A 23,492-nucleotide genomic window follows, 5' to 3' on the forward strand; every position below is an offset into this window, starting at 1 on the left:
GGATAAGATAGAGGAAGTATAGATAGGCAAGCAAAAGATTTATGATCAAAGGCTATCTGGCGTGATGTTTGCTCACAGTGGAATAACGCAAATATTTTGGCAATCGATTACTATTATGCTGCACCACATACTAATATAACAACGATAAAAATAGGGCTTCAAAAATGGATACCTTAAATATCCTATACCTTGTAGGGTCAGTGCTAATCTTTGCCAGTATCATGGCGAGCACATTGTCGGCACGCTTAGGTGTGCCATTGCTATTACTATTTTTGATCGTCGGTATGCTGGCAGGTGAGCAGGGTATCTTGGGTATTGAGTTTTCTCAATATGGGATTGCCAACTTTGTGGGTCAAGCAGCGCTCGCCTGTATTCTATTAGACGGTGGTTTGCGTACGTCCTTTAAATCATTTCGGGTCGGTCTAAAACCTGCGATTACCTTGGCGACATGGGGCGTGCTGATCACCGTGCTGGTGCTCGGGGTGTTTGTCACATGGCTACTCGATGTCGATTGGCGTTTTGGTCTATTGATGGCGGCGATTGTGGGCTCGACCGATGCGGCAGCGGTATTCTCTCTATTGCGTAACGGCGGCGTCAAGCTCAACGATCGTGTCCAAGCCACGCTTGAGCTAGAGTCTGGTGCCAACGATCCCTTGGCTATATTGCTGGTGACAGGACTCATTGCCTTGAACGTTGACCCCGCTGGGCAGACGGTCTTTGGTTTTTTAGTTTTACTGTTGGAGCAGTTAGGCTTTGGCTTGGGAATGGGCTTGATTTTTGGATATCTGTTATCTCGGCTATTGCCCAAGATACATCTCGCAGAGGGTATGTATGCCATTTTGATACTATCAGCAGGCTTGGCAGTGTTTGCCGCGACCAATTTGATTGGCGGTAGTGGGTTTTTGGCGGTATATCTGACAGGGGTGCTAATAGGCAATCACAAGGTACGCTCAACCGAGCATGTGATGCGCGTGATGGACAGCTTTGCTTGGCTATCACAAGCGGTACTATTTGTGGTACTGGGACTACTGGTCACTCCGTCAAACGTCCTTAACGTCTGGCATTATTCAGTGGCGATAGCGGTCTTTATGATATTTGTTGCCCGTCCTATCGCGGTCTATACGAGTGTGAAGCCATTCAAGTTTAAAGACCGCGAGATTGGATTTATCTCTTGGGTTGGTTTGCGCGGTGCGGTACCTATTACCCTTGCTATTTTGCCTGTTATGGCGGGTATAGATAATGCCTTTATGCTGTTTGATATTGCGTTTGGGGTTGTGGTGTTGTCGCTCATATTACAAGGCACGACCATTCCTACTATGGCAAATTTGTTTAAGGTACGTATTCCGACCAATAAAGATCCAAAAGAGGAACATGAGGTCTGGGTATCAGATAAGGCGAGTATTACTTTATACGAGTTTGAAGCGCAATCAGGCGCATTTGCCATTGGTCGTCATCCTATGGGAATATCTAGAAGCATCAACCCCGATGAGATCAGCATCTTTGCTCTGGTACGGGGACAGCAAATTGTTGTGGTGGACGAAAACACAAAGCTAAAATTTGGCGATAGCGTCTGGTATGCCATGAGAGGCAATCATGCGAGTAAAATCGCCAAAATTTTCAATGATACGACTCTAGATCGTAAGGCGATTGATGATTTTTATGGCGATTGGCTACTATCTCCCAGCGTTAAGCTCGGTGATTTACCATTTTTTGCAGAAGTTATGGCGTCCGATACCCTAGTAAAAAAGCTGAAAAAAACAGATGCCAATAGCCAAGATGACATGTGGGAGCAGACGGTCACCGAGTATGTGACATCACACTTAGGTACCGCACCAGTATCAGGCGATACCATTGTGGTAAATGACGAGTGGTCGTTGATCATAAAAGAAGTGGGTGATAAAGGTAAGCTAAGAAGTATCGGCCTAAAGCACCAACAACCGTCTACTACAGAGATGTGATAGTCATCCTATTTTTATAGCAAGTTCATCATCTTGTTTAAGAAGTCAGCTGCTTGCTTGGGCTGGTTTTCCCGGTACGCCCAGTGATGCTCGACGTCGTAGCTTGCTTCATTGAGTAGGAGTATTTTCATCAGTCCCATACCTTCGTAACGCCTCGCCAGATCACGCGGTAAGTAGCCAACATGATGGCCTGCAAGAATAAGCTGCGCCGTCGCCTCCATATGGTAAGTGGTGGCGCTCAAGGTTTTGGGTCGGATGTGATTAATATGATGTTCAACCACATAGCCTCTTTTTATCCATGGATAATTTTGCTCTAAATCCTCAAGTGTCAAATCATCTGAGTTATAAAAAAGCCTATGCTCGCGTCCGCAGCAGACCACTTGCTTTTCAACAAATGCTGGTTGAAATGTCAGTAACGGTGGAAAGCTGCCAAAATAACCCACACCGATATCGCTCTCGTTACTTACGAGCTTTTCTAACATGCTCTCAGGACTTTGTACGTCGATAGAAAAGTGAATCAATGGGTTATCACGGTAGCTGCTGGCAAGGCGCAGTCTGAGCGCGTCATAAAAAAACTTGGGCATCTGATCAATCAAGCACAGCCTGATATGGCCACCGTGTACTGAATCTAATTGCTTAATGTAATGCAGCTGATGCTGAAAGCTTGCGACTGATTCGGTAAAACCCAAACATGCCTCATAGACCGCCGCACCGTCCTCCGTTAGCTTAAACCCTGCTCGACCACGGTGACATAATGTCATGCCCAAACGATCTTCTAAATGAGTTAAATGACCACTGATCACCGAGGTTGTAACACTCAAACGTGACTGAGCGGCAGTGACGCCTTGGCACTCCACGATAGCCATAAAGCTACGTAGTGTTTTGATGTCTATTTTTATCAGCTCATCTAATATCAAAATCGATTCCTTTTTTCAATAACGTACTGTCTTAACATTGTCCTGCCTCGACGATGTATCTTTTTAGCCACTAGTATTTGATCAGTATTACTGCTTCTAAACTTCTGGTAATAACCGATAAAGACACTTTACTACGAAAAACCAAAAGTTTACTTCTAAATTTTACCATGGTTCCTTCCCTTATATTTATGTATTGTCAATCGTATGTAGCAAATTGTGTATATAAACAAAACAGACAAGGAAGTAACTTATGACATTCAATCAACCACTAAGTGGCAACGAAATGCCAAGATTTGGCGGTTTCGCTTCTATGATGCGTCTGCCAACTCAGGCTGATGCTGAAGGGTTAGATGTGGCATTCGTTGGTGTGCCTCTAGATATTGGCGCCTCGAACCGTAGCGGTGCCAGATTGGGTCCTAGACAGATTCGTGATGAGTCAAGAATGATTCGCCCTTATAACGTCGCCACGCGTGCGGCTCCCTTCGAGTCACTGCAAGTGGCTGATATCGGTGATGTACCTATCAATACATTCAACCTGCTAAAAAGTGTTGATATCATCGAAAAATTCTATTCAGAAAAAATCGTTAAGCACGGTGCCATTCCGCTCACGCTAGGCGGCGATCATACCATCGCACTACCTATCCTGCGTGCACTCGCCAAAAAACACGGCCCTGTCGGTATGGTGCATATCGATGCTCACGCTGATATCAACGACGACATGTTTGGCGAAAAAATCGCTCATGGCACACCGTTCCGCCGCGCTGTCGAAGAAAACCTCATCGATGGCAACCGTGTGGTACAAATTGGCTTGCGCGGTACAGGTTATAGCGCCGAAGAGTTTGACTGGTCAACCCAGCAAGGATTTCGCGTCGTGCCTGCTGAAGAGTGCTGGTATAAGTCGCTTGCGCCACTTATGGCAGAAGTACGCGAAAAGCTCGGTGATGGTCCTGTTTATTTAAGTTTTGATATTGATGGGATTGACCCTGCGTTTGCGCCTGGTACTGGTACCGCTGAGATTGGTGGTTTGACCTCTACGCAAGGTATCGAAATCATTCGCGGGATGCGCGGTCTTGATGTGGTCGGTGGTGACTTGGTCGAAGTATCACCACCATATGATCCATTTGGCAACACCTCTGTACTGGCGGCGAACCTGCTATTTGAGATGCTATGCATCTTACCAGGCGTACGCTATGACGATAAGGTAAAAGCCGTCTACTAAGAGCCGCCGCTTATTAGTTAGAGCTGCAGATAAAGCGGCTATCCGAATAGGGTATGTGAGTAGACAAGGACATGGTTATCAGCGTTTTTGAGCCGCTGGTATGAATGCAATTTGGTTAAGGAAGACCCCAATGAGTAAATCCTCTTCGTTTTTTGGACAAGACACGCTCTCTCCAAATGAGGCTGGACACAGTTTAGGCTCGATTGGTACGTTTGCGTTATGGTTTGGTGCCAATATTGTGGTGACGACCATTTTGACGGGCATGCTACTCGTACCTGATTTACAGTTCACGACGGCTATCACCACCGTGCTCATTGGTTCATTGATTGGGGCGATCCCGCTGCTGTTGGTCGGTCTAATGGGGCAGCGTACCGGACTGCCATCGATGGCGCTGACGCGCCGTGCTTATGGCCCCGTTGGTAGTCAATTGATCTCGTTAGTAAATATGGCTGTACTGATTGCGTGGAGCTGTATTCAGGCGCTATTGGCTGGCATGAGTCTTGATTACGCGGTTGAGGCCACCACAGGTTATAGTAACTTGCCACTGTTTGTGATTTTGTGCGAGACCGTGGTGGTGCTGATTGTGCTACGTGGTCACCTTGGCATCGAGCTTGTCGAACGCTGGGCTGCATTGGCAATGGCGGCGCTTACCGTTATAGTGCTCTATCAACTCAACCAACATTACGATGTCTCAAGACTTTTTGAGATGCCTGTTGAGTCGCGTAATGGCATTACATTAGGTATCGCCTTTGATATTGTCATCGCCACTGCCTTCTCGTGGATGTCGTCTGCCGCCGATTACAATCGCAATTGCAAATCCCCAAAAGTTGCCATATGGGGTACATATTTTGGTTACATTGTGGCAGCCATCGTTGCCATGGGGTTGGGCGCTACTATCTCAGGTCTGTCTATCATGTATGGTATGGAGCAGACTTATGATCCGACGCGCTTGCTCGCTGACTTTGGTTTTGGCCTGCCAGCCGCACTGGTTATTTTCTTCTCGGTCATGACGACCAATGTCATGGCAGTCTATAGCGCCACGCTTTCTTGTATGAACATTAAACCCAATATGAGCTTTTGGAAGCCTGCTCTTATCATTGGTCTGGTCACTATTTTTGGCGCGTTGATTCCGGGTATTTTAGATCAGTTCCAAAACTTCCTGCTGATCGTAGGCGCGCTATTTATCCCCGCATTTTCCGTTATGATTGTCGATTATTACCTTGTTAGTAAAGAAGGCTATACGGCAAAACTGCTTGATGCGACTCATCAATTGGGACGTCCTACTGCAAAGATTGCGATTGCAGCTTACGTGATTGGTGCGGCTTTAGCAGCTTACTGGACATTAATTGCGCCGCCGTCATTTGGTGCATCGTTACCCGTGTTTATCATCACAGGTGGCCTCTACTGGCTAGGCGCGACTGTGTTTACTCGTCCTAGCGATGCCGTCAATTCCACTCACGAGGAGCCATCATTATGAAGTTGATGATCGCTCAAACCAATCCTTTGTGGGCTGAACCAGCTGCCAACCTAGACGCACTAGAATCGCTTTGCCGCCTAGCTGCAGAAGCAAAAGTAGTTCTGCTCGCACTGCCAGAGCTTGCATTTACAGGCTACAACATCTTTGAGCGTCTTGATGGCTTAGCGGAAGCGATCGATGGCCCCATTGTCACTGAGGTCGCGAGACTTGCTAATAAATACCAATTGCATGTGCTATTTGGGTTCGCTGAACGCCGACCTAGTGGTGAGCTGAGTAATGTCGCCATATTAATAGATGATAACGGCAAGCATCTTGCGACTTATGACAAACGCTATTTGTGGGATCGCGAACATCAGTTCTTTACAGCGGGCAAAAAGTCCTGCGTGGTCGATACGCGATTTGGCAAGTTGGGTTTGATGATTTGTTATGACAACGAATTCTCAGAAGTGGCAAGAGAATTGGCGCAAGCAGGGGCACAAATCATTTTATCACCGACAGCAAACATGCTGCCAAATGCCGAGCGTCAAGTGCTTCAAATACGCGCTCGCGCCATGGACAATCAATGCTTTGTCGCTTGTATCAATCGCTCGGGTGAGGAGGATAATCTTTATTATTGTGGCAATAGCATTGTCGCTGGTCCCGATGGTGAGGTGCTCGGTAGACTTGGCTTAGCGGCTGGCACGATGATCGTTGATATCGATCTTGCCCGTATTGATGAGAGCCGTACACACCAAAACTATCTTAGTGACTTAAATCTCAGCCGCTTGGATATCTCTAATGGAGCTAATTCATGAGTGAACAATCATTAGCGCGTATCAAACCAGAGAACTGGTATCGCACCACCGCGCATAGCGATGGTATTACGCTCATCGATGAGCCGTGGATTAAGCCGTTTTTTCGCTGCAATCTGTGGCACGTGCGCGGCAGCCATCGTGATTTGTTAGTAGATTTCGGATTGGGTGCGGTGCCGCTGCGTCGTCACGTTGCTCTACTCACGGATCGCGATATCGTGGGCGTTGCCAGTCATACGCATTTTGATCACATCGGCGCTGCCAGCGAGTTTGACTGCTGTCACGTGCATTCTGCTGAAGCGCATATTCTCGCTGAGCCAGACAATGCCCGTACGCTGGCAGATATGTTCGTCAATGACGAGATGTTTGATGCGCTACCGCCCGAGCCTTACGCTCATTGCGGCTACAAAATTGCTGCACCTGCCAAAATTATGCCATTAGAAGATGGTGACATGATTGATTTGGGCAATCGTCAATTTGAGGTGATTCATACACCTGGTCACTCACCAGGCGGTATCGCCTTGTGGGAAGCGGCTAGCGAAACGCTGATCTCAGGTGATCTTATCTATGACGGTCCATTGATCGAAGATACATGGCACAGTGACATGACTGACTATGCCAAGAGTATGCGCCGTCTCAATGCGCTGCCTGTGCGTGTCGTTCATGGCGGTCATTTCCCCAGTTTTTCAGGCAAGCGTCTGCATGTGATGATTGATGACTGGTTACGCCATCATGATTTGTAATTGATCGCATTTAGCCAGAATCTAAAACAAATGGCTATTCAACATAAGTAGCTACTAAAAAAATAACGACGCTAAATAAAAAGCTATTTCCAATAAAACATCTAACTTAATACTTATTAAATTTTTAGGATGATTGACTCATGACCCAATTGACACAAACGCCTCCTGTATCACCCGAAATCCCGTCTCTTACTTGCGGTGAGTTGCTCGTCCAGTGGCTAGAATATTATGGGGTAGAGACGGTGTTTGGCATACCGGGCGTGCATACGGTAGAGCTATATCGCGGTCTACCGAGTACCAATATTCGTCATATAACCCCGCGTCACGAGCAGGGTGCTGGGTTCATGGCAGATGGTTATTACCGTGCCTCAGGCAAGATTGGCGTGTGTTTTATCATCACAGGCCCTGGCATGACCAATATCATGACAGCGATGGCGCAAGCACTGGCTGACTCTATACCGATGCTGGTGATCTCTAGCGTTAATAAGGTAAAAGACACGGGAAGTGGGGAGGGGCATTTGCATGAGTTGCATGATCAGCAAGGTATGGTCAGTAAGGTAGCACTCACGAGCAAAACCATTTGGCAGCCTGAGACATTGCCCAAAGTTATCGCCGAAGCGTTTGCATTATTTAATGGCGCACGTCCAGGACCAGTCCATATTCAGTTGCCTATTGATGTTATTACCGCTGATGCCAGCCATGTTGCCAAACCGCCTAGTCTAAAGGGTGTAGCTGATAGCCAAGCTGACAAGAACAGCTTGACCCTACCACAAGTGATGAGACCACTGCCAAACCCTGCGCAATTGGAGCTGATTATCGAATCATTAAAAACCGCAAAAAAACCAGTATTGCTTTATGGCGGTGGCTGTGTCGATGTCGATCACGATGCGCAAAGACTGGCAGAGCTGATCGATGTGCCTACGTTTTTGACCATCAATGCTAAAGGATTACTGCCACCTAGCCATCCGTTGAGTCTAGGCAGTAATCAATCATTAGATGCGGGTCGAGCGGTGATTACAGAGGCAGATTGGGTGCTCGCCATTGGTACGGAGCTTGGCGAGACCGATTACGATGTGTTCTTTAATGGTGAGTTCAAAATCAATGGCACACTAGTGCGTATCGACTGCGATGCTGAGCAATTGCAGCGTCCGTTTATAGCGGATATCGCGGTACTATCTGACGCACAGATGGCTATCAGTGGTCTATGCAATCGTTTAGAAACTCGGATATCAAACGGGCAGGTATTTGACCATCAGGCATTGTCACGAGTGAATGCTGCAAAACAAGCGCTCATAGAAGAGACAACCCCAGACTTTGCCGGTCAAAACGCCTTGCTAAAACTGATTCGGGATGAGGTGGAAGGCGTGATTTTTGTGGGCGACTCAACGCAGCCTGTCTATAGTGGCAACCTTGGCTTTGAAGCATTGGCAACGCGTAAATGGTTTAACTCCTCAACGGGCTTTGGCACGCTGGGTTATGGCTTGCCTGCAGCGATCGGTGCCATGATTGGCTCGAACCTGCCGGTTGTTAGCTTAATCGGAGATGGTGGGATTCAATTTACCATTGCGGAACTTATTTGTGCAGCCGAGCTTGAACTGCCATTGATTGTACTGCTATGGAACAACCAAGGTTATGGCGAGATTCGCCGTTATATGGAAGAGGGCGGTTTGCCACTGATCGGCGTCAATATTAAAACACCAAACTTTGAGCCACTAGCCGCAGGGTTTGGCGCTGGTTATCGCAGAATTACCGATAAGCAACAGCTGCTAGAGTCGTTGCAATCAGACATCAAAGGCAAGCAGCCAATCATCTATGAGATTGATGAAGCGGATGAGTTTTTAAAAGAAATGGGGAAAACTGTCACTTATTTTAGCTAACGCTATCAATATTAGCGCTACTAATAATAAAACTGATTGTTCAAGGAAGTACGTCAATAATGCCAAATGCCAACAACTTGTCGGAAAATAGACAGAAGCGAATACCGCGCTTGTTAGCAGAATTGACGGCTGTGGTTGGCGTGAGCAATGTGTTGACCAGCCGTAGCCAGCAACAACCCTATGTACAAGGGGCGATTAAGGCAGTGACGGATGTTACCGTGGCCGTTGTGACACCGCCCTCACTTGTGGCACTATGGCGCGCTATTAATATCTGTGCCGCTGCGGACGTAGTTATCATCGCGCAAGCGGCCAATACAGGATTGACCGGTGGCTCAACACCGAACGGTGAGTATGATCGACCACTAGTCATGATGTCCATGCAGTTATTGGGCGGCATGCACTTGCTCAACGATGCAGCAGAGCTGGTTGCTTTGCCAGCCGCTACTTTGCAGCAGTTAGAGTCAACGCTTGCGCCATTAGGACGTGAGCCACACTCTGTACTGGGCTCTAGCTGTGTTGGGGCATCAGTGATAGGTGGTATCTGCAATAGCTCAGGCGGTATGCTGGTGCAGCGTGGCCCTGCCTATACTGAGATGGCGTTATTTGCCAGACGCAATGCCCAAGGCGCGTTTGAGCTGATCAATCATTTAGGGCTGGATCTGGGGACGCATCCAGAAGAGATACTTGAGAACTTGCAAACAGGCAGGTTCCAAAAACAGTTAGACAGTACGAGCAGTAAAGTCTGCAACCAGCACTATCAACACAAAGTACGTGATTGCGATGCCGATACTCCGGCTAGATTTAATAATGATGCGAGCGGTCTGTATGAAGCATCTGGCTCAGCGGGTAAGGTGATCGTATTTGCGGTTAGAGTGGCGACATTTGCCAAACCCAAGCAAGAGCAAACGTTTTATATTTCGTCTGATGACGCAGATACTTTGACGGCACTCAGACAGCAGTGGTTAAAAAGCGAGCTGGCTCTGCCTGTCTTAGTAGAATATATGCAAAAAGACTACAACGATATTACGCTGGATTATGGTCGTGACACTTGTCTGAGTATGCGCAAACTACCTGCTAGCAAGATAGGATCGCTGTATCGGCTGCAAGCAACTATTGGCTATTATTTGGACAAGTGGCATCTACCAAAGACGTTGCCTGATCGGATATTGCAACTGATCTCTAGGGTTATGCCGCCATCATTACCTGTCTCGTTGAGTACGCAGGCGCGCTCATATCAGTACCATTTGATTATTAAGGTGGCAAATGGCATCAATGGTAATCGTAGTAACAGTGATAACGATAACATTGCCGCTGCGCAGACTTTTTTGCAACACCATATGCAGCAGTATCAAGGCATAGTACATACGTGTACAGAGACTGAATCACAAGCGCTATTGGTTTTTCGCAGTGCTGCTACAGCTGCTATGTTCCGTTATCACAATCTCAACCACACTGAATTTGGTGAGCTGCTATCGACTGACATCGCCTTGCCAAGAAACGCTGTAGATTGGGATGAAGCGTTACCTAACCATTTACAAGAACAAGTCAGCAAAACCTTTTATTTGGGACATTTTTTTTGTCATGTCCTGCATCAAGATTACCTGTTACACCCAACTACTAATGCCACGCAGTTTAAGGAAGAGCTCTTAGCATTTTATGACCAGCGTCATATTGAATACCCTGCTGAACATAATGTTGGGCATATGTATCCCGCTAAGGCTGAGTTACAGCGCTTTTATAAAAAACTGGATCCAACCAACTCGTTAAATCCAGGTATCGGTCAGACAGAAAAATGGAAAAACTGGCGATCATCGCCCATTAAGGAGAAGTTAAATGACGAATGCTATTGATAAATCGCAGCAGCCGATTTTAGGGAACAATACTGTCGACCCAGAAACGCCGCAGGCAGGGCAGTGGCGCGCAGCAATGTGGAAGTTTCTATTGTTCTCAGCATTGGGTATCGCCCTGTTTATCATACCGTTTGAGTGGGATGGTAAGGTCACGATTTTGTTGGGCGTGTTGACCGATACGTTGCAAGCAGTATTAGGCGAGTTTGTGGTTTATATTGCCATGGCAATTGTGACCATCTCTGCGTTAGGCGCGCTGGCAGTCAAGGTGCTAAAACCCAATTTACCTGAAGACTCACTGATAAAAAATCTTTTTGATGTTGATTGGTTTTGGCTGACCACCCGATTTTTGGGCATGCTATTTGTGTGGATGATTTATCTACAGATCGGTCCTGAATTTATTATCAATCGTAATACCGGTGGCGTCATTTTTGAAGATTTGATTCCTATCCTCATTCCGTTATTTTTCTTTGCCATTTTATCACTACCATTTTTGACTGATTTTGGTTTGATGGAGTTTTTGGGCACCTTAGCCAGTAAGATTTTTATAAAGCTGTTTAAATTGCCGGGTCGCTCAGCTGTTGATGCCATGTCTTCTTGGTTTGGAGCGGCGTCTATCGGCTTGCTAGTTACCATGCAGCAGTATGATAAGAGCTTTTATAGTCAGCGTGAAGCAGCCATCATCGCCACTACCTTTTCAGTGACCTCTATCGCCTTTACCTATGTGGTTGCTAAAACAATCGGCGTGGACAATAACTTTGTCTACTTTTATCTAACCATTGCGCTGACTGGTTTTATCGCTGCAATCATTATGCCGCGTATACCGCCACTATCACTAAAGCCTGATACCTATCATGCTGGCAAAAGCATGCTGGACGAAGGTATTCCTGCACAGTACACCACTTATCAGTGGGCGATCAATCGCGCCGTCACGCGTGCACACTCTATGCCGAGCTTGGGTTATGTGTTCAAACGCAGCGTTGGTAACTTGTTCGATATCTACTTTGGACTGATTCCTGTTATTTTTGCTATCGGCACCATTGGTCTTGGATTAGCAGAGTACACGCCTGTCTTTAATTGGCTCGCGACCCCACTTGTGCCATTGCTTGAATGGTTGCAGATTCCAGAGGCCGCAAAAGCCGCGCCAGCTATGATTATGGGCTTTGCAGATATGTACTTGCCAGCACTGGTTGGCAAGAGCATTGAGAGTGAGATGACAAGATTTATCGTTGGTGCGGCCTCAATCACTCAGATTATCTACATGTCTGAAGTCGGTGCGCTTATCTTAAAATCAAACATCAAACTCAACGTATTAGAGCTGTTTTTTATCTTTATGCTGCGTACGCTTATTAGCTTGGTAGTGATTACCTCAGTGGCGCATCTACTGTATTAGACAGATACGCTACGATGAGGTTTGGCTAAACGATACGGCAACTGGTGGTCCTGCTATTTTGACATAAGTGTGTAGGTCGCCAGTAGTTATAAGATGCCTATAACCACCATCAGTAAAGTAAACACCGTGAAAAATAAGAGGTAAGAACACTCATGAATACAGCAAACGCTACATACCTAACCAGACAAAAGGCCCAACAGGTCGCCCAAGAAGAAGTGGTATTAAATGCCGCTTATATTAATGGCGACTGGATCGCTATTGACAGCCTCACTACCGATTCTGATAATAAAAATAGCCATGCCCTATATGACCCCAACTCAGGCGAAATAATTGCCACGACACGCTTGTGTAGCAGCGCTCATGTCGAATCAGCAGTCAGTGCTGCTACTGAGGCTTATGCCAGCTGGTCACAGACTGATGTGAGCATACGCGCCCGTTATCTAAGCGCGATTGCAGAGTCCATGGAGCAGCAGTTTGATAAATTGGTTGGGCTATCGGTGCTAAACAACGGCAAGCCAATTGAGGAGGCCAAGATAGACGTTGGTGATGCGATTGCTTGCTATCGCTATTATGCCGATCTCATCACCGATCAGGCCACATGGTCTAAGGTATCTACACTTGAATCGGGCATCAGGCTGCTAAAGACGTACGCGCCTGTAGGTGTTTGTGCGCTGATTACCCCCTGGAACTTCCCGATGGTGACGACAGCTTGGAAGCTAGCACCGGCGCTAGCAGCGGGCTGTACGGTATTATTAAAGCCGTCTGAGGTGACACTGTTGCCAGAGCTGATGTTAGGTAATATCTTATCCCAGATAGGATTGCCCCAAGGCGTGGTAAATATCTTACCAGGAGCAGCTGAAGTGGGCGCTGCTATGACCAGTCATCCGCTAATTGATAAAGTCTCGTTTACCGGCAGTAATGCGGTGGGCGAAAAGGTCATGAGTCAAGCAGCCAAAAACGTCAAAGACATCAGTCTAGAGCTGGGCGGCAAATCTGCCATCGTGGTATGCGCAGATGCCGATATTGATCACGCTTGTGATTTGATTATTGGTGGTATATTTACTAACGCGGGTCAAATATGTTCGGCAACTTCACGGCTAATTGTCCACCAAAGTATAGCCAAGTCGCTATTTGAGACCTTAAAAGTAAAAACGACAAATCTACAAATCGGTGACGGTTTTGATACCGATACGCAAATGGGTCCACTGGTAAGCAAGCAGCAACTAGACCAAGTCAAAAAATACGTTGATATTGCCACGACCGAGCAGCTCACGTGCTTAACGGGTGGCAAGATCATGGATAGCGCAGGATATTTTGCGACGCCAACCATCTATACAGACGTGCCAACGACCAGTCAGTTATGGATAGAGGAAGTGTTTGGTCCTGTATTGGTCAGTACAATTTTTACCGAAGCGTCAGAAGCCATTCGCTTAGCCAATGATAGCAAATTTGCCTTGGCAGCGACTATCGTGAGTGCCGATGAGACTGTAGCGCTGGAGATGGCATTACAAATCCAAGCGGGCCACTTTTGGATTAATGAGCAGCAAATCGTGTTGCCAGAAGCGGGCTGGGGCGGATTTAAGCAAAGCGGTATCGGCCGCGAGCTGGGCGGCGATGGTTTATCTGCTTACCAAAAGAGCAAGCACGTACTGCTGACACAATGAATGCTCACTGATTAGATTGCTTATGCTTCTATAAGATACTTTAGAGCCGTGCCCCTAGCTATATGGTGATTGATAGCTAGGGGCATTAGCATCTTATGTTCTATTGACTAATTCGTTTACTATATCAAGGTTGTTAACGTTATTAAAAGGCATTAACTTTACTGGAGGGCTCATTCAGGATAAAATTGAGCAATCATTCAAATTTATCGCCGTGCTCATTTTCATATGATGTCACGGCTTTTTACATGGGGCATAGTATGTCACGCAGCGCACTCTACAATCGTCAAGACGCTCTGGAGCGAGCATTACAGCTTTTTTGGCAAAAGGGCTTTCATGCCACTTCCCTAAAAGATATCGAACAAGCGCTCGATATGCGTCCAGGGAGTATTTATGCTGCTTTTGGCAGTAAAGATGGCCTGTTTCAAGAAGCGCTAGAATACTATGCCCGCCTAGGACTGACCGAGCTTGAGCGTGTATTGAGCCATCATCAAACGCCTTTACCAGGTTTGGCCGCTTATATCAGGCAGCTGGGCGGTATTCGTGATAAAGCATTGCCGAGCCGTGCTTGTATGCTGGTCAAAAGCTTATTAGAGCTAGGCGCTCGTGAGCAGGCGGCACTAGAGAAAGTTGAGCTGCTACTGGTAGGGATGGAGACGCGATTTATAGAGTGCTTTAAAAAGGCTCAGCAGATAGGTGAGATAGACAGTCAGCTTGATGCAGTGAGGCTAGGACGACGACTACAGGCGGAGGTCATGGGTCTGCGTGCATTCGCACAGCGTGATGTCGATAGTGCGGCGATTCATAATCTTGCTGAAGATATGGCCTCATCTATAGAAGCGCTGCGACTTGATCATTCAGCAAAAGCCTAGTAGTGGATTAGATATTTCTATCGCTGCGAAGCCTCTAACTGCTTGAGGGTATGGTAGCCGCCATGGATGCGGGTAAAGATCGTAATCGCGCAAGCAGTCGCAAAGATACTGGCAAGTAGCACAAAATGCTGTGGCCAAATACAAAAAGCGATGAATAGCGCGATGGTTTCGGTGCCTTCAGTGAGGCCGTTTAGGTAGTAAAAGCTTTTGTACTTAAACTGAGGTTTATCCAATTTGAATTTTTCTGCGGCAATCGCAAATGCCAAAAAGCTCGACCCAGTTCCTATGAACGCCGCTAGCAATAACGCGCCTGCAATAGCGTTTTGTGCAGGATTGGCCAATATAAACCCAAGTGGCACGGCGGCATAAAATAAAAAATCGAGCGTAATATCTAAATAACCACCTGCGCTGGAGCTTTGCTGTGCATGACGTGCCAATGCACCATCGAGACCATCAAAGAGTCGATTCACGATAATAGCCGCTAGTGCGCCATGCCACAGCTCAAAGGCGATGAGCGGCAATGCCAACATCCCAATCAAGAACCCAGCGACTGTTAGCTGATCTGCGGTGACACCGCGCTTGTGCATGACCACAACGACAGGGTTGAGTATTGGCTTGATAACAGGCGTAAGAAACTTGTCTAGCATGTAAGGTGCCTTTTGTATTTTGCTTATATAGTCAATCCACTATAAAAGCGTTACAGCGTTAACCTCGCTTGAAGTATGACATATACATCTGCACTCGGTTGCCTTGTACCATTCTTAAATTGGATCAACTATACTGTGTTTGGATGTTTGAGCATGATGACCAAGGTTGGCTGGCTATTGATCAAGATGAATGACTTTACCGCCTGCTGCTTCGGCATCGCTCTCATCATGTGTCACCATGATAGCAGGGAGCTTGTACGTCTGTATTTGCTCAAACACCAGCTGGCGCGTGTCTTTTCTCAGCTGGGTATCAAGCTTGCTAAATGGCTCATCCAGTAGTATGGCTTTGGGCGTGCCAAGTAAGGTCCGTAGTAATGCCACGCGTGCTTGTTGACCACCTGATAGATTGTCAGGATGCCGATCTCCCATACTTGCCAAACCCACTTGTGCTAACGCGTGCGCTATTTTTTCGAGTCGTTGCTTCTTACCACCATTTTTATTGTCTTTTGGCATCGCAAAAGCAATATTGCCTGCCACTGACAAATGCGAAAACAGCAGTGCATCTTGATAGAGTACGCCAATACCGCGCATGTGCGCTGGCAGGTGAGTGACGTCTTGATCGTTTAGCCATACCGTACCAGTTGCCGTAAAATCCTTGGTTAATGATCCCGTCAACCAGTTCAGTAAGCTTGACTTGCCGCTACCAGAAGGTCCCATTACGGTAAGTATGTCGCCACCAGCGATATGCTCATCCATACTGAGTAATCGCTCGTTTTGACGAAACAGCTGCAAGTCTTTTATCTGTAAAGTTGATGGCATCGAGAATCCTTTATATGCGTTTTTAACGACTGTTATTTCTATGGTTGATATTTTTGGTGACCGTTTTTATGAACGATCAGACTGCTAGCGAGCGCCATTTATAAAAAATAACTTTGGTAATATCCAAGCCAATATAAAACCGATGAGTGGCAGCGCCATTTGTATGATGGCATAAACGGCACTGGTGCGCCTACTGGCACCGTTCGCGAGCGTGACTGCTTCTGTCGTTATCGTGGCGATACGACCGCCGCCTGCTAATAGTGTTGGTAAATACTGACCAAAGCTAATCGCTAAACCAAGTGCGATAGCAATCAAAATCGGGGCAAACAATTGCGGCAGTTTGATTTGAAAGAACACCTTAATTGGTGCTGCACCTAGGCTGGCTGCCACATGGGCAAAGCGAGGATCTAGACGTCGATAGCTACTGGCAAGTGACAAAAACACATAAGGTAAGACAAATAATACATGCGCAAAGGCAACATTGAAGAAAGCTGATTGGTAATTGAGTAATTGCTGCATCCACACCAAGCCAAACAAAAAAGCAATGCTTGGCACCAGTAGCGGTAAGTAAATAATTAAACTGGTCAAGTTTGAAAGATGCTTTGCACGCAATTGCTCAGCTTCTAAACACAATAGGGCAAGTACAATCGCAAATGCAGTGCTGACAAGACCGATAGTCAAGGTGTTAAAAAGTGGCGTATCCATCTGTGCAAAGGCACTATCAAAATGCAACCAGACAAACTGCTCTGGTAGCATCGCTGGGAATCGCCAATATCCAGCGATAGACCATAATGCCAGACCGAAAAGTGAGAGCAGCATAAAACCAATAACGAAGACAGTCAGTACACCAGTAATTTTTTGCCATGCCACATCAGCATATCGGCGTTTGCCATTTATCAAAGAAGCGCCGCAGCATGCCTTGATTATTTTTTCACTGCCTAACCAAAAAGCGACCAGTCCTGCCGTCAATGCTAGCTGTAGTAGTGCTCCAGCAGAGGCCTTTATACGCAAGGTCAAATCCACATCATTGAACCAATTCATGATAGAGACGGCGAGCGTGGGCGGGGTGTTAGGACCGAGTATCAATGGCATCTCGACGCTTGCACTGGCATAAGCGAGTACCGCCAATATGGGCAGACGTAAAAAAGAGTATAACAGAGGAAATACCGCCTTAAAAAAAGCAGTAATCGGGTAGTAGCCGAGATTGAGTGCGACTTTATATTGCTGTCGTAGCTTTTTACCAAGCTCAGGCTGTGCTAACGCGCCTAACGCCATTAATAACAAAAATGGGAGCTCTTTTAAGGTCAAGCCCAAAATGATGCTAATGCCATAAGGGTCATGTGGCAATATACCATTCGGTGCCAACGCCCAGCCGCTGAGCCACGGAGAGATGAGCCTTGCAAACATCCCAGACGGCGCAATCAAAAACCCTACCGCAATAGCGGCTGCGGCATGAGGAATGACTAAAATAGGGCTTAGTAAGTGCTCAATACGTTGTAGCCAAATACTGTTAAAAAAGGCTGCCAATATCATCAGTGTGAGAATAAAAGCAAGTAGGGTGCTGATGAGTCCAGTAGCAACGCTCAAGGCTGCCATCTGAGTAAGTCCTGGCGTTTGCCAAAGCTCAGTAAACCCCTGTAAGTTAAGCGTGGTTCTATCGAGCGCAGGCACCCAGCCAAAAGCAGGCAACACCACACCAATCAAACCGCCCAATACAGGTAGTATCAATATCAAAACCAAGAGCTTTGGACTCAAAGTGACAATACGTGTAAACCAGTCTGTTTGCTCAAGGACAATAGGTTTGGCGCGCGCTTGCGTCTTTGCTATTTTGTCAAAACCCTGACTCATGGGCTTACCCCATAACGCATTTGCCAACCTTGCATAATGGCATCTACCCAGCTTGGATGCGGTTCACTCACTGTGCGCGTGATGCTGTCAAAGGGTAGGGCGCTTGGATGTGTTTGCTTACTATCAAACAGTGCTTGCTGCTCAGGACTGAGTGTCGACTGGACCAATACCGTTTTGTCACCCCACACGGCAGGGGTCTGCTTGTGTGCCTGCGCCTCTGGACTCATCAAAAAGTTAGCGACCAGCTGCGCGGCTTGTGGGTGACTTGTATTGTAAGGAATGGCAACGAAGTGCGTATTACTCAAGCTACCATCACTCATGGCATAACTGCGTATGCTTTTGGGTAAATCAAACCGCTGGACGGCGGCAGGCACTTCAGGTGCTGAAAAGGTAAAGGCTAAGCTCAGCTCGGTATCATCGACCAAACGGCGCATCTGTGCCCCTGTCTGTAAAAACTGCTCACCATCACGCCACAGCGTTGGATGAAAGTCATCCAAAAATGCCCACAATGGATCTAGTACAAGCGCGGTGTTTTGTTCAGTGGCAGGCGGGTTCAATTGTGCTTTGGTGTTTTGACCGGTCTCAGCATCGCGCTGCTCATGGAGCATGACCAAGGCATATTTTAAAAAGCTCATACCCAAAAAATCAGGCGGCTTTGGGTAGCTAAAGCGTCCAGGATTCTGTGCTGTCCAAGTGCTGAGTTCATCAAGGGTGGTCGGTGGTGTATTGACAGAGAGACTGTCATAATAAAAGGTCAATGACGCCTGTCCCCAAGGGGCTTCCATTCCTTCGGTTGGTACACCAAAATCATAATTGACTGTCGGATTATTATTGGGATCGGTTAATGAGAAATTTGGCAGTTTATTTGCCCATTGCTTGAGTAACAATGAGTTTTCACTCATGGTGGCAAAGTTAGCGCCATTAATCCATACCAGGTCAACACTGCCCTTATCGTTATTGTTGGCTGACTTTTCTGCGAGTACGCGGCTGACAGCCTCACTGGTATCGCTCAGTTTGACATGGACTAAGTTAATATCATATTTATCATCAACCTGCTTGGCCGCCCACTGTAGATAAGCATTGATCTGTGGATCGCCGCCCCACGCATAAAAATAAACGTCTTGGTTCTTACCTTGCGCCTCTATCTGTTGCCATGGCGATAACGCTTGGTCACTCGTGGTGCTGTTGGTTGATGCGGTACTGGCAGAAATACCAATACAAATGCCAAGCATCGCTGCATAAGCACTGCATCTTGTGAAGCGTCTTAGCATCAGTAGAGAAGAGGTTGGGTCCATTGAAGCTTCCATTATGCTTATATGTCTGAGTTGAGCTGATAAAAACTATTAAGGACACACCTTAGCTCAACCAGATGATCTCAGGCTTGTTTTGTCGATCAGGTCATTCAATGGCCATACAGGCGGCTAACCACGACGCCATGTGTGATATTTCTCTAACCAGTTCAAGACGGTTTCAGGGGCATGGTTGCGTTTCCATTCGCCAGCAACATATTTGTTGCCCTCCGCCCATGTTGGGTAGGTATGAATAGTACCAAGTATTTTGTTCAGTCCCAAGCCATGTTTCATTGCGAGTACAAACTCGCTCATCAAATCACCAGCGTGCTCGGACACTATCGTAACCCCTAGGATTTTGTCTTTGCCTTTAGGCGTAATGACTTTAATAAAGCCTTTGGCAGCGCTATCAGTGATCGCACGATCTAATTCTTCAAAGTCGTAGCGCGTCACTTCAAAATCAATGCCTTTATCGATTGCTTCTTGCTCGTTCAAACCCACGCGAGCGACTTCTGGATCAATAAAGGTCGTCCATGGAATCACTCGGTAATCAACTTTGAACTTCTTAAAGTGACCAAACAAGCCATTGACCGCAGCATACCACCCTTGATGTGAGGCGACATGTGTGAACTGATAAGGCCCAACAATATCGCCTGCTGCATAAATATTAGGATATAGCGTTTCTAGATATTCATTGGTAACCACCGTACGATCTGTCTCGATACCGAGCGCTTCTAGTCCATAACTTTCAAGGCGAGCGCTGCGACCGACTGCACACAGTAGCTCATCGTATTCAAGCGCCATCTCTGGTTGCTGGTCTTTTTGCTGACCGCTTTGATCCTCATCACCTAGCTGCTGAACGATAATGTACTTTTTGCCATCACGAATCTCGCAGCGAACCGCTTGGTGAGATGTCAAAACCGTGACACCGCTGGCCTCTAGTGCGTTTTGAGCAAACTCGGAGACTTCCTCATCTTCTTTTTTCATAAGACGTGTGCTGCGTTCGATTTGGGTGACGTCTGAGCCTAGACGCGCAAATGCTTGTGCCAGCTCAGAGCCAATCGGACCACCACCTAACACAACGAGCTTTTTGGGTGTCTCATCAAGCGTTGCAAATTTCTCCCACAAGGTATCGCTGGTGACATAACCTGTCTCCTCAATACCTGGAAGCGGCGGGACAAAGGGACGTGCACCAGTGGCAATCACAATAGTGCGTGCCGTGAGCGTCTGAGTGCCACCATCATTGAGGGTGACCTCCACCGTCCATGGATCAATCAGTTTGGCATACCCTTTTAGGACTTCAACGCCCAGATCAGTGTAGCGCTCGACGCTATCGTGCGGTGCAATCTCCGCGATGACATCGTGCACGCGCGCCATGACTTTTTTAAATGAGAAATGCGGCGTGGTATTCTCAAGACCATACTTCTCACCATCACGCATTTGCTCTGCGACTTTTGCACTTTTAATAATGGCTTTGCTTGGGACACAGCCATAGTTCAAGCAGTCACCGCCCATCTCTCCTGCTTCAATCAGGGTGACTTTTGCCCTAACGGTCGCGGCGATGTAGCTGGTCACTAGACCGCCTGCACCTGCACCGATGACGATCATATTGCGATCGAATGTTTTGGGCTTATTATAGTTCTTATAGACGCGTCTTTTTTTGAACATATTTATCACTCCTTTTGCGATCAATGGGAACAAGCCCAATAGCGCAAATGAGAGGATCAAATCGAATGATAAGATCCCTGATAGACTATCAATTTGTGCCAACTGTGTCCCTGCATTTACAAAAACAAAAGTACCAGCAAGCATACCGATTTGGCTAACCCAATAGTAAGTCCATGACTTGATAGCGGTAACGCCCATCAACAGATTAATCAAAAAGAACGGAAATATCGGTACCAATCGCAAGGTAAATAAGTAAAACGCGCCTTCTTTCTCAACGCCTTTATCAATTGCTGCCAGACGCTCAGGAAAGCGCTGCTTGATGGTATCGCGCAGCAGATAACGTGAGGTCAAAAAAGCGAGCGTTGCACCTATAGTAGAGGCAAATGAGGCAATCAGTAAGCCCTGAACCAAACCGAACAGTGCTCCCGCTGCCAAAGTCAAAATAGCAGCGCCTGGCAAGGATAGGGCAGTGACGACCACATAGAGTAAGAAGAAGCCACCGATAACCAATAATGGCGACTGTGCCTTATACTCATTGAACTGAGCCATCGACCCTTTTAAGCCGTCAAGCGTCAGTAATTGATTGAGGTCAAAATAAAAAAAACTTGCCGCTAGTATCAATATTAATAGTATTAAAAATATTCTCTTAATCATGAGGGATCCGGCCCAATAGTATGGCGAAGGCTAAAGTCGTCGTCATTGCACTATGAGTAGTGTCATGACGTGATGGTAGTAATTGTATAGAGCTACTGCGCTGAACGGTTTACTGGTATGCCTGAGACAAAACGTAAAACCTCAGAACTATAGTATATGACCTGCAACCTGCTGTCTGGTATTTATATTATTTGGTAATTATAGAGTCTAACAGCAGATGCAACCAAAAATTATGCCACAGCAGCGTTTTTGCCCAGTGTCCAAGTGTCATAGTCTCTCATCAAGAACACTACCAAGCAAGCAGCTAGCATCGGCCATGCGGCAAAGAACAGCAAGTTGTCAAAGGGCTGAAGATAAAGATGAAAGGTGGCAAAGGTTGAGGCGGCATGGAGCAATAAAATAATACCGTATGTCCATTTTTTGAATAAACCCGCGACAAATAACAATATGAGAATGATCTGCAAGCTAGCAACCGCATAAACCATACTAGTGCCCAAGTTTTCTAGAGCGTAAAACTTAGCAAATACATTGGCAGCATGCTCAGGGTTTACGAATTTGTCTAGTGTCCAAACAAGAAAGACAATAAAAACACCCAGTCGAAGTAATAGTAATGAGAGAGGTAAGTGTTTTGGCATGAGTGATCTCTTCTGAGAAAGGGTGAAAGTGAATTAAAAACGATATAAACACAGCTATATAGGTAATCTACGTAGATGATGACAGTGCAAACGTCTGCTATTACATGTCAATAGACATAGTCGACATGCTTATATATTTGAGTGATTACTCAAATATAAATAAAAGATTACCGCTGAATACCTTAAAATCGCATTGTAGTGGTTATTGAATGACTGTTCAAGCTTATACATTCATAATATGGTATTTATAGGGCTTGGTTACTTTTTTCGACCAAACCAGCAATAGTCGCTTAAAGAAGCATAACCGGTTATCGGTGCTGTTTTTTTGATTGTAGACAATGCATTTCCAAGCAGTTTGGTAAGCGAATGTCTACGCCAGCTGACTCTAGATAGCAAAACCCCTTCATAGAATTAGTGTTCTATGAAGGGGTTTTGACTACAAACTTATCTAAGCAGTACAGCAGTAAAAAGATACCTACCACATCAAATCGTCTGGAATCACATAAGCGGCGTAAGGATCATCTTCTTCTAGTACTTCTTCAGCGGTGTCATTAGACACGACCATGAAGCCTTCCATTTTTGTATCGATGCGATCTGCCAATGGACGAGGAAGTAGAGCGTAGCTGTTTTCTAGTCGTGCGATCACGACATGACCTGCTACGATCTGATAATACAGCTTCTGTGTGATAGCAATTTTCTTTACTTTAGACTCATCAACGAACTGATAGCTGACCTCACCATCTGTATCCACTATTTGATGCTGCTTAATCATTTGGATGATATTAGCCTTTAATGCTTTTTCTTCTAGCGCTTGCTGTTTTTGTTGATTGAGCTGCTGATCTTTTTCAAGCTTTTTTGCTTGGGCATCTGCCAGCGCTTTTTTGGTCTCTAGACTTTCTGAGTCGCCAGTACGCTTGGCATGCTGAGTTTGCTTGCTGATTTTTTTGGCTTTTTTACTATCGACCAATCCAGCCTTTAATAGTTGAGCCTGTAGGGCGTTTTTTGCCATAATTTAATCACCTAAATAACGATACGTAAGTCTTAAATGCTGAATCATAAATACTAAAGGAGGTATTGTAGCAAACTTTAGTAGCGCTTGTGGTTACGCACTGGCTGAAACCGTCCAAATTGGTTATCATTGAATTAAGGGATAGCGTTTGTAACGCTTTCTCTCGCA

General features: G+C 46.3%; 18 protein-coding genes. 10 read left to right on the forward strand and 8 right to left on the reverse strand.

Going from position 1 to position 23,492, the window contains the following annotated elements; translation table 11 throughout:
* Nucleotides 1-164 precede the first annotated feature (164 nt).
* Nucleotides 165-1,958 (forward strand): potassium/proton antiporter, encoded by a 1,794-nt coding sequence (locus tag AC5JP1_RS02330; protein WP_493842967.1) that lies wholly within the window; start codon nt 165-167, stop codon nt 1,956-1,958.
* A gap of 14 nt (nt 1,959-1,972) precedes the next feature.
* Here AC5JP1_RS02330 and AC5JP1_RS02335 read toward each other — a convergent pair whose 3' ends face one another.
* Nucleotides 1,973-2,875: a LysR family transcriptional regulator gene (locus AC5JP1_RS02335; protein ID WP_493842968.1), complete on the reverse strand. Its 903-nt coding sequence runs from the start codon at nt 2,873-2,875 to the stop codon at nt 1,973-1,975.
* A gap of 250 nt (nt 2,876-3,125) precedes the next feature.
* On the opposite strand from AC5JP1_RS02335, the gene speB reads away from it, so the two are divergent.
* From speB to AC5JP1_RS02380, 9 genes are all read left to right on the forward strand, one after another.
* Nucleotides 3,126-4,094 carry an agmatinase gene (speB, locus tag AC5JP1_RS02340; protein WP_493842969.1) on the forward strand — a complete coding sequence of 323 codons (969 nt, stop codon included), beginning with the start codon at nt 3,126-3,128 and terminating at the stop codon, nt 4,092-4,094.
* 130 nt (nt 4,095-4,224) lie between these two features.
* Nucleotides 4,225-5,571, forward strand: coding sequence for a purine-cytosine permease family protein (locus AC5JP1_RS02345; protein ID WP_493842970.1), 1,347 nt, complete (start codon nt 4,225-4,227; stop codon nt 5,569-5,571).
* Nucleotides 5,568-6,365 (forward strand): carbon-nitrogen hydrolase family protein, encoded by a 798-nt coding sequence (locus tag AC5JP1_RS02350; RefSeq protein WP_493842971.1) that lies wholly within the window; start codon nt 5,568-5,570, stop codon nt 6,363-6,365. Before AC5JP1_RS02345 ends, AC5JP1_RS02350 begins: the two co-directional genes overlap by 4 nt.
* The gene (locus AC5JP1_RS02355) at nt 6,362-7,105 is read left to right on the forward strand and encodes an MBL fold metallo-hydrolase (RefSeq protein ID WP_493842972.1); all 744 of its coding nucleotides are present in this window, start codon (nt 6,362-6,364) and stop codon (nt 7,103-7,105) included. Before AC5JP1_RS02350 ends, AC5JP1_RS02355 begins: the two co-directional genes overlap by 4 nt.
* A 140-nt stretch (nt 7,106-7,245) precedes the next feature.
* Nucleotides 7,246-8,982, forward strand: a complete 1,737-nt coding sequence (locus tag AC5JP1_RS02360; protein WP_493842973.1) for a 5-guanidino-2-oxopentanoate decarboxylase — start codon at nt 7,246-7,248, stop codon at nt 8,980-8,982.
* A 59-nt stretch (nt 8,983-9,041) separates the two neighbouring features.
* A complete protein-coding gene (gene dld / locus AC5JP1_RS02365) occupies nt 9,042-10,832 on the forward strand; it encodes a D-lactate dehydrogenase (RefSeq protein WP_493842974.1) in 1,791 nt (596 codons plus the stop codon).
* Nucleotides 10,816-12,222, forward strand: coding sequence for a YjiH family protein (locus tag AC5JP1_RS02370; RefSeq protein WP_493842975.1), 1,407 nt, complete (start codon nt 10,816-10,818; stop codon nt 12,220-12,222). Before dld ends, AC5JP1_RS02370 begins: the two co-directional genes overlap by 17 nt.
* A gap of 152 nt (nt 12,223-12,374) precedes the next feature.
* The gene (locus AC5JP1_RS02375) at nt 12,375-13,886 is read left to right on the forward strand and encodes an aldehyde dehydrogenase family protein (RefSeq protein WP_493842976.1); all 1,512 of its coding nucleotides are present in this window, start codon (nt 12,375-12,377) and stop codon (nt 13,884-13,886) included.
* A 257-nt stretch (nt 13,887-14,143) separates the two neighbouring features.
* Nucleotides 14,144-14,755, forward strand: coding sequence for a TetR/AcrR family transcriptional regulator (locus tag AC5JP1_RS02380; protein WP_493842977.1), 612 nt, complete (start codon nt 14,144-14,146; stop codon nt 14,753-14,755).
* Nucleotides 14,756-14,772: 17 nt separating this feature from the next.
* On the opposite strand, the gene AC5JP1_RS02385 is transcribed toward AC5JP1_RS02380, so the two are convergent.
* The 7 genes from AC5JP1_RS02385 to AC5JP1_RS02415 form a co-directional block, all read right to left on the reverse strand.
* Nucleotides 14,773-15,402 carry a CDP-alcohol phosphatidyltransferase family protein gene (locus tag AC5JP1_RS02385; RefSeq protein ID WP_443526379.1) on the reverse strand — a complete coding sequence of 210 codons (630 nt, stop codon included), beginning with the start codon at nt 15,400-15,402 and terminating at the stop codon, nt 14,773-14,775.
* A gap of 174 nt (nt 15,403-15,576) precedes the next feature.
* Nucleotides 15,577-16,221, reverse strand: coding sequence for an ATP-binding cassette domain-containing protein (locus tag AC5JP1_RS02390; protein WP_493842978.1), 645 nt, complete (start codon nt 16,219-16,221; stop codon nt 15,577-15,579).
* A gap of 84 nt (nt 16,222-16,305) precedes the next feature.
* A complete protein-coding gene (locus AC5JP1_RS02395) occupies nt 16,306-18,069 on the reverse strand; it encodes an ABC transporter permease (protein ID WP_493842979.1) in 1,764 nt (587 codons plus the stop codon).
* Nucleotides 18,066-19,364, reverse strand: coding sequence for an ABC transporter substrate-binding protein (locus AC5JP1_RS02400; protein ID WP_493842980.1), 1,299 nt, complete (start codon nt 19,362-19,364; stop codon nt 18,066-18,068). The genes AC5JP1_RS02395 and AC5JP1_RS02400 overlap by 4 nt, the downstream gene beginning before the upstream one ends.
* Nucleotides 19,365-19,490: 126 nt before the next feature.
* Entirely contained in the window at nt 19,491-21,680 is a 2,190-nt protein-coding gene (locus tag AC5JP1_RS02405; protein ID WP_493842981.1) for a dihydrolipoyl dehydrogenase family protein, read from the reverse strand.
* A 230-nt stretch (nt 21,681-21,910) separates the two neighbouring features.
* Nucleotides 21,911-22,315, reverse strand: a complete 405-nt coding sequence (locus AC5JP1_RS02410; RefSeq protein WP_493842982.1) for a hypothetical protein — start codon at nt 22,313-22,315, stop codon at nt 21,911-21,913.
* Between the two features lie 475 nt (nt 22,316-22,790).
* Entirely contained in the window at nt 22,791-23,324 is a 534-nt protein-coding gene (locus AC5JP1_RS02415) for a DUF2058 domain-containing protein (protein WP_493842983.1), read from the reverse strand.
* Nucleotides 23,325-23,492 lie beyond the last annotated feature (168 nt).

It is taken from the genome of Psychrobacter sp. H29 (assembly GCF_059073055.1).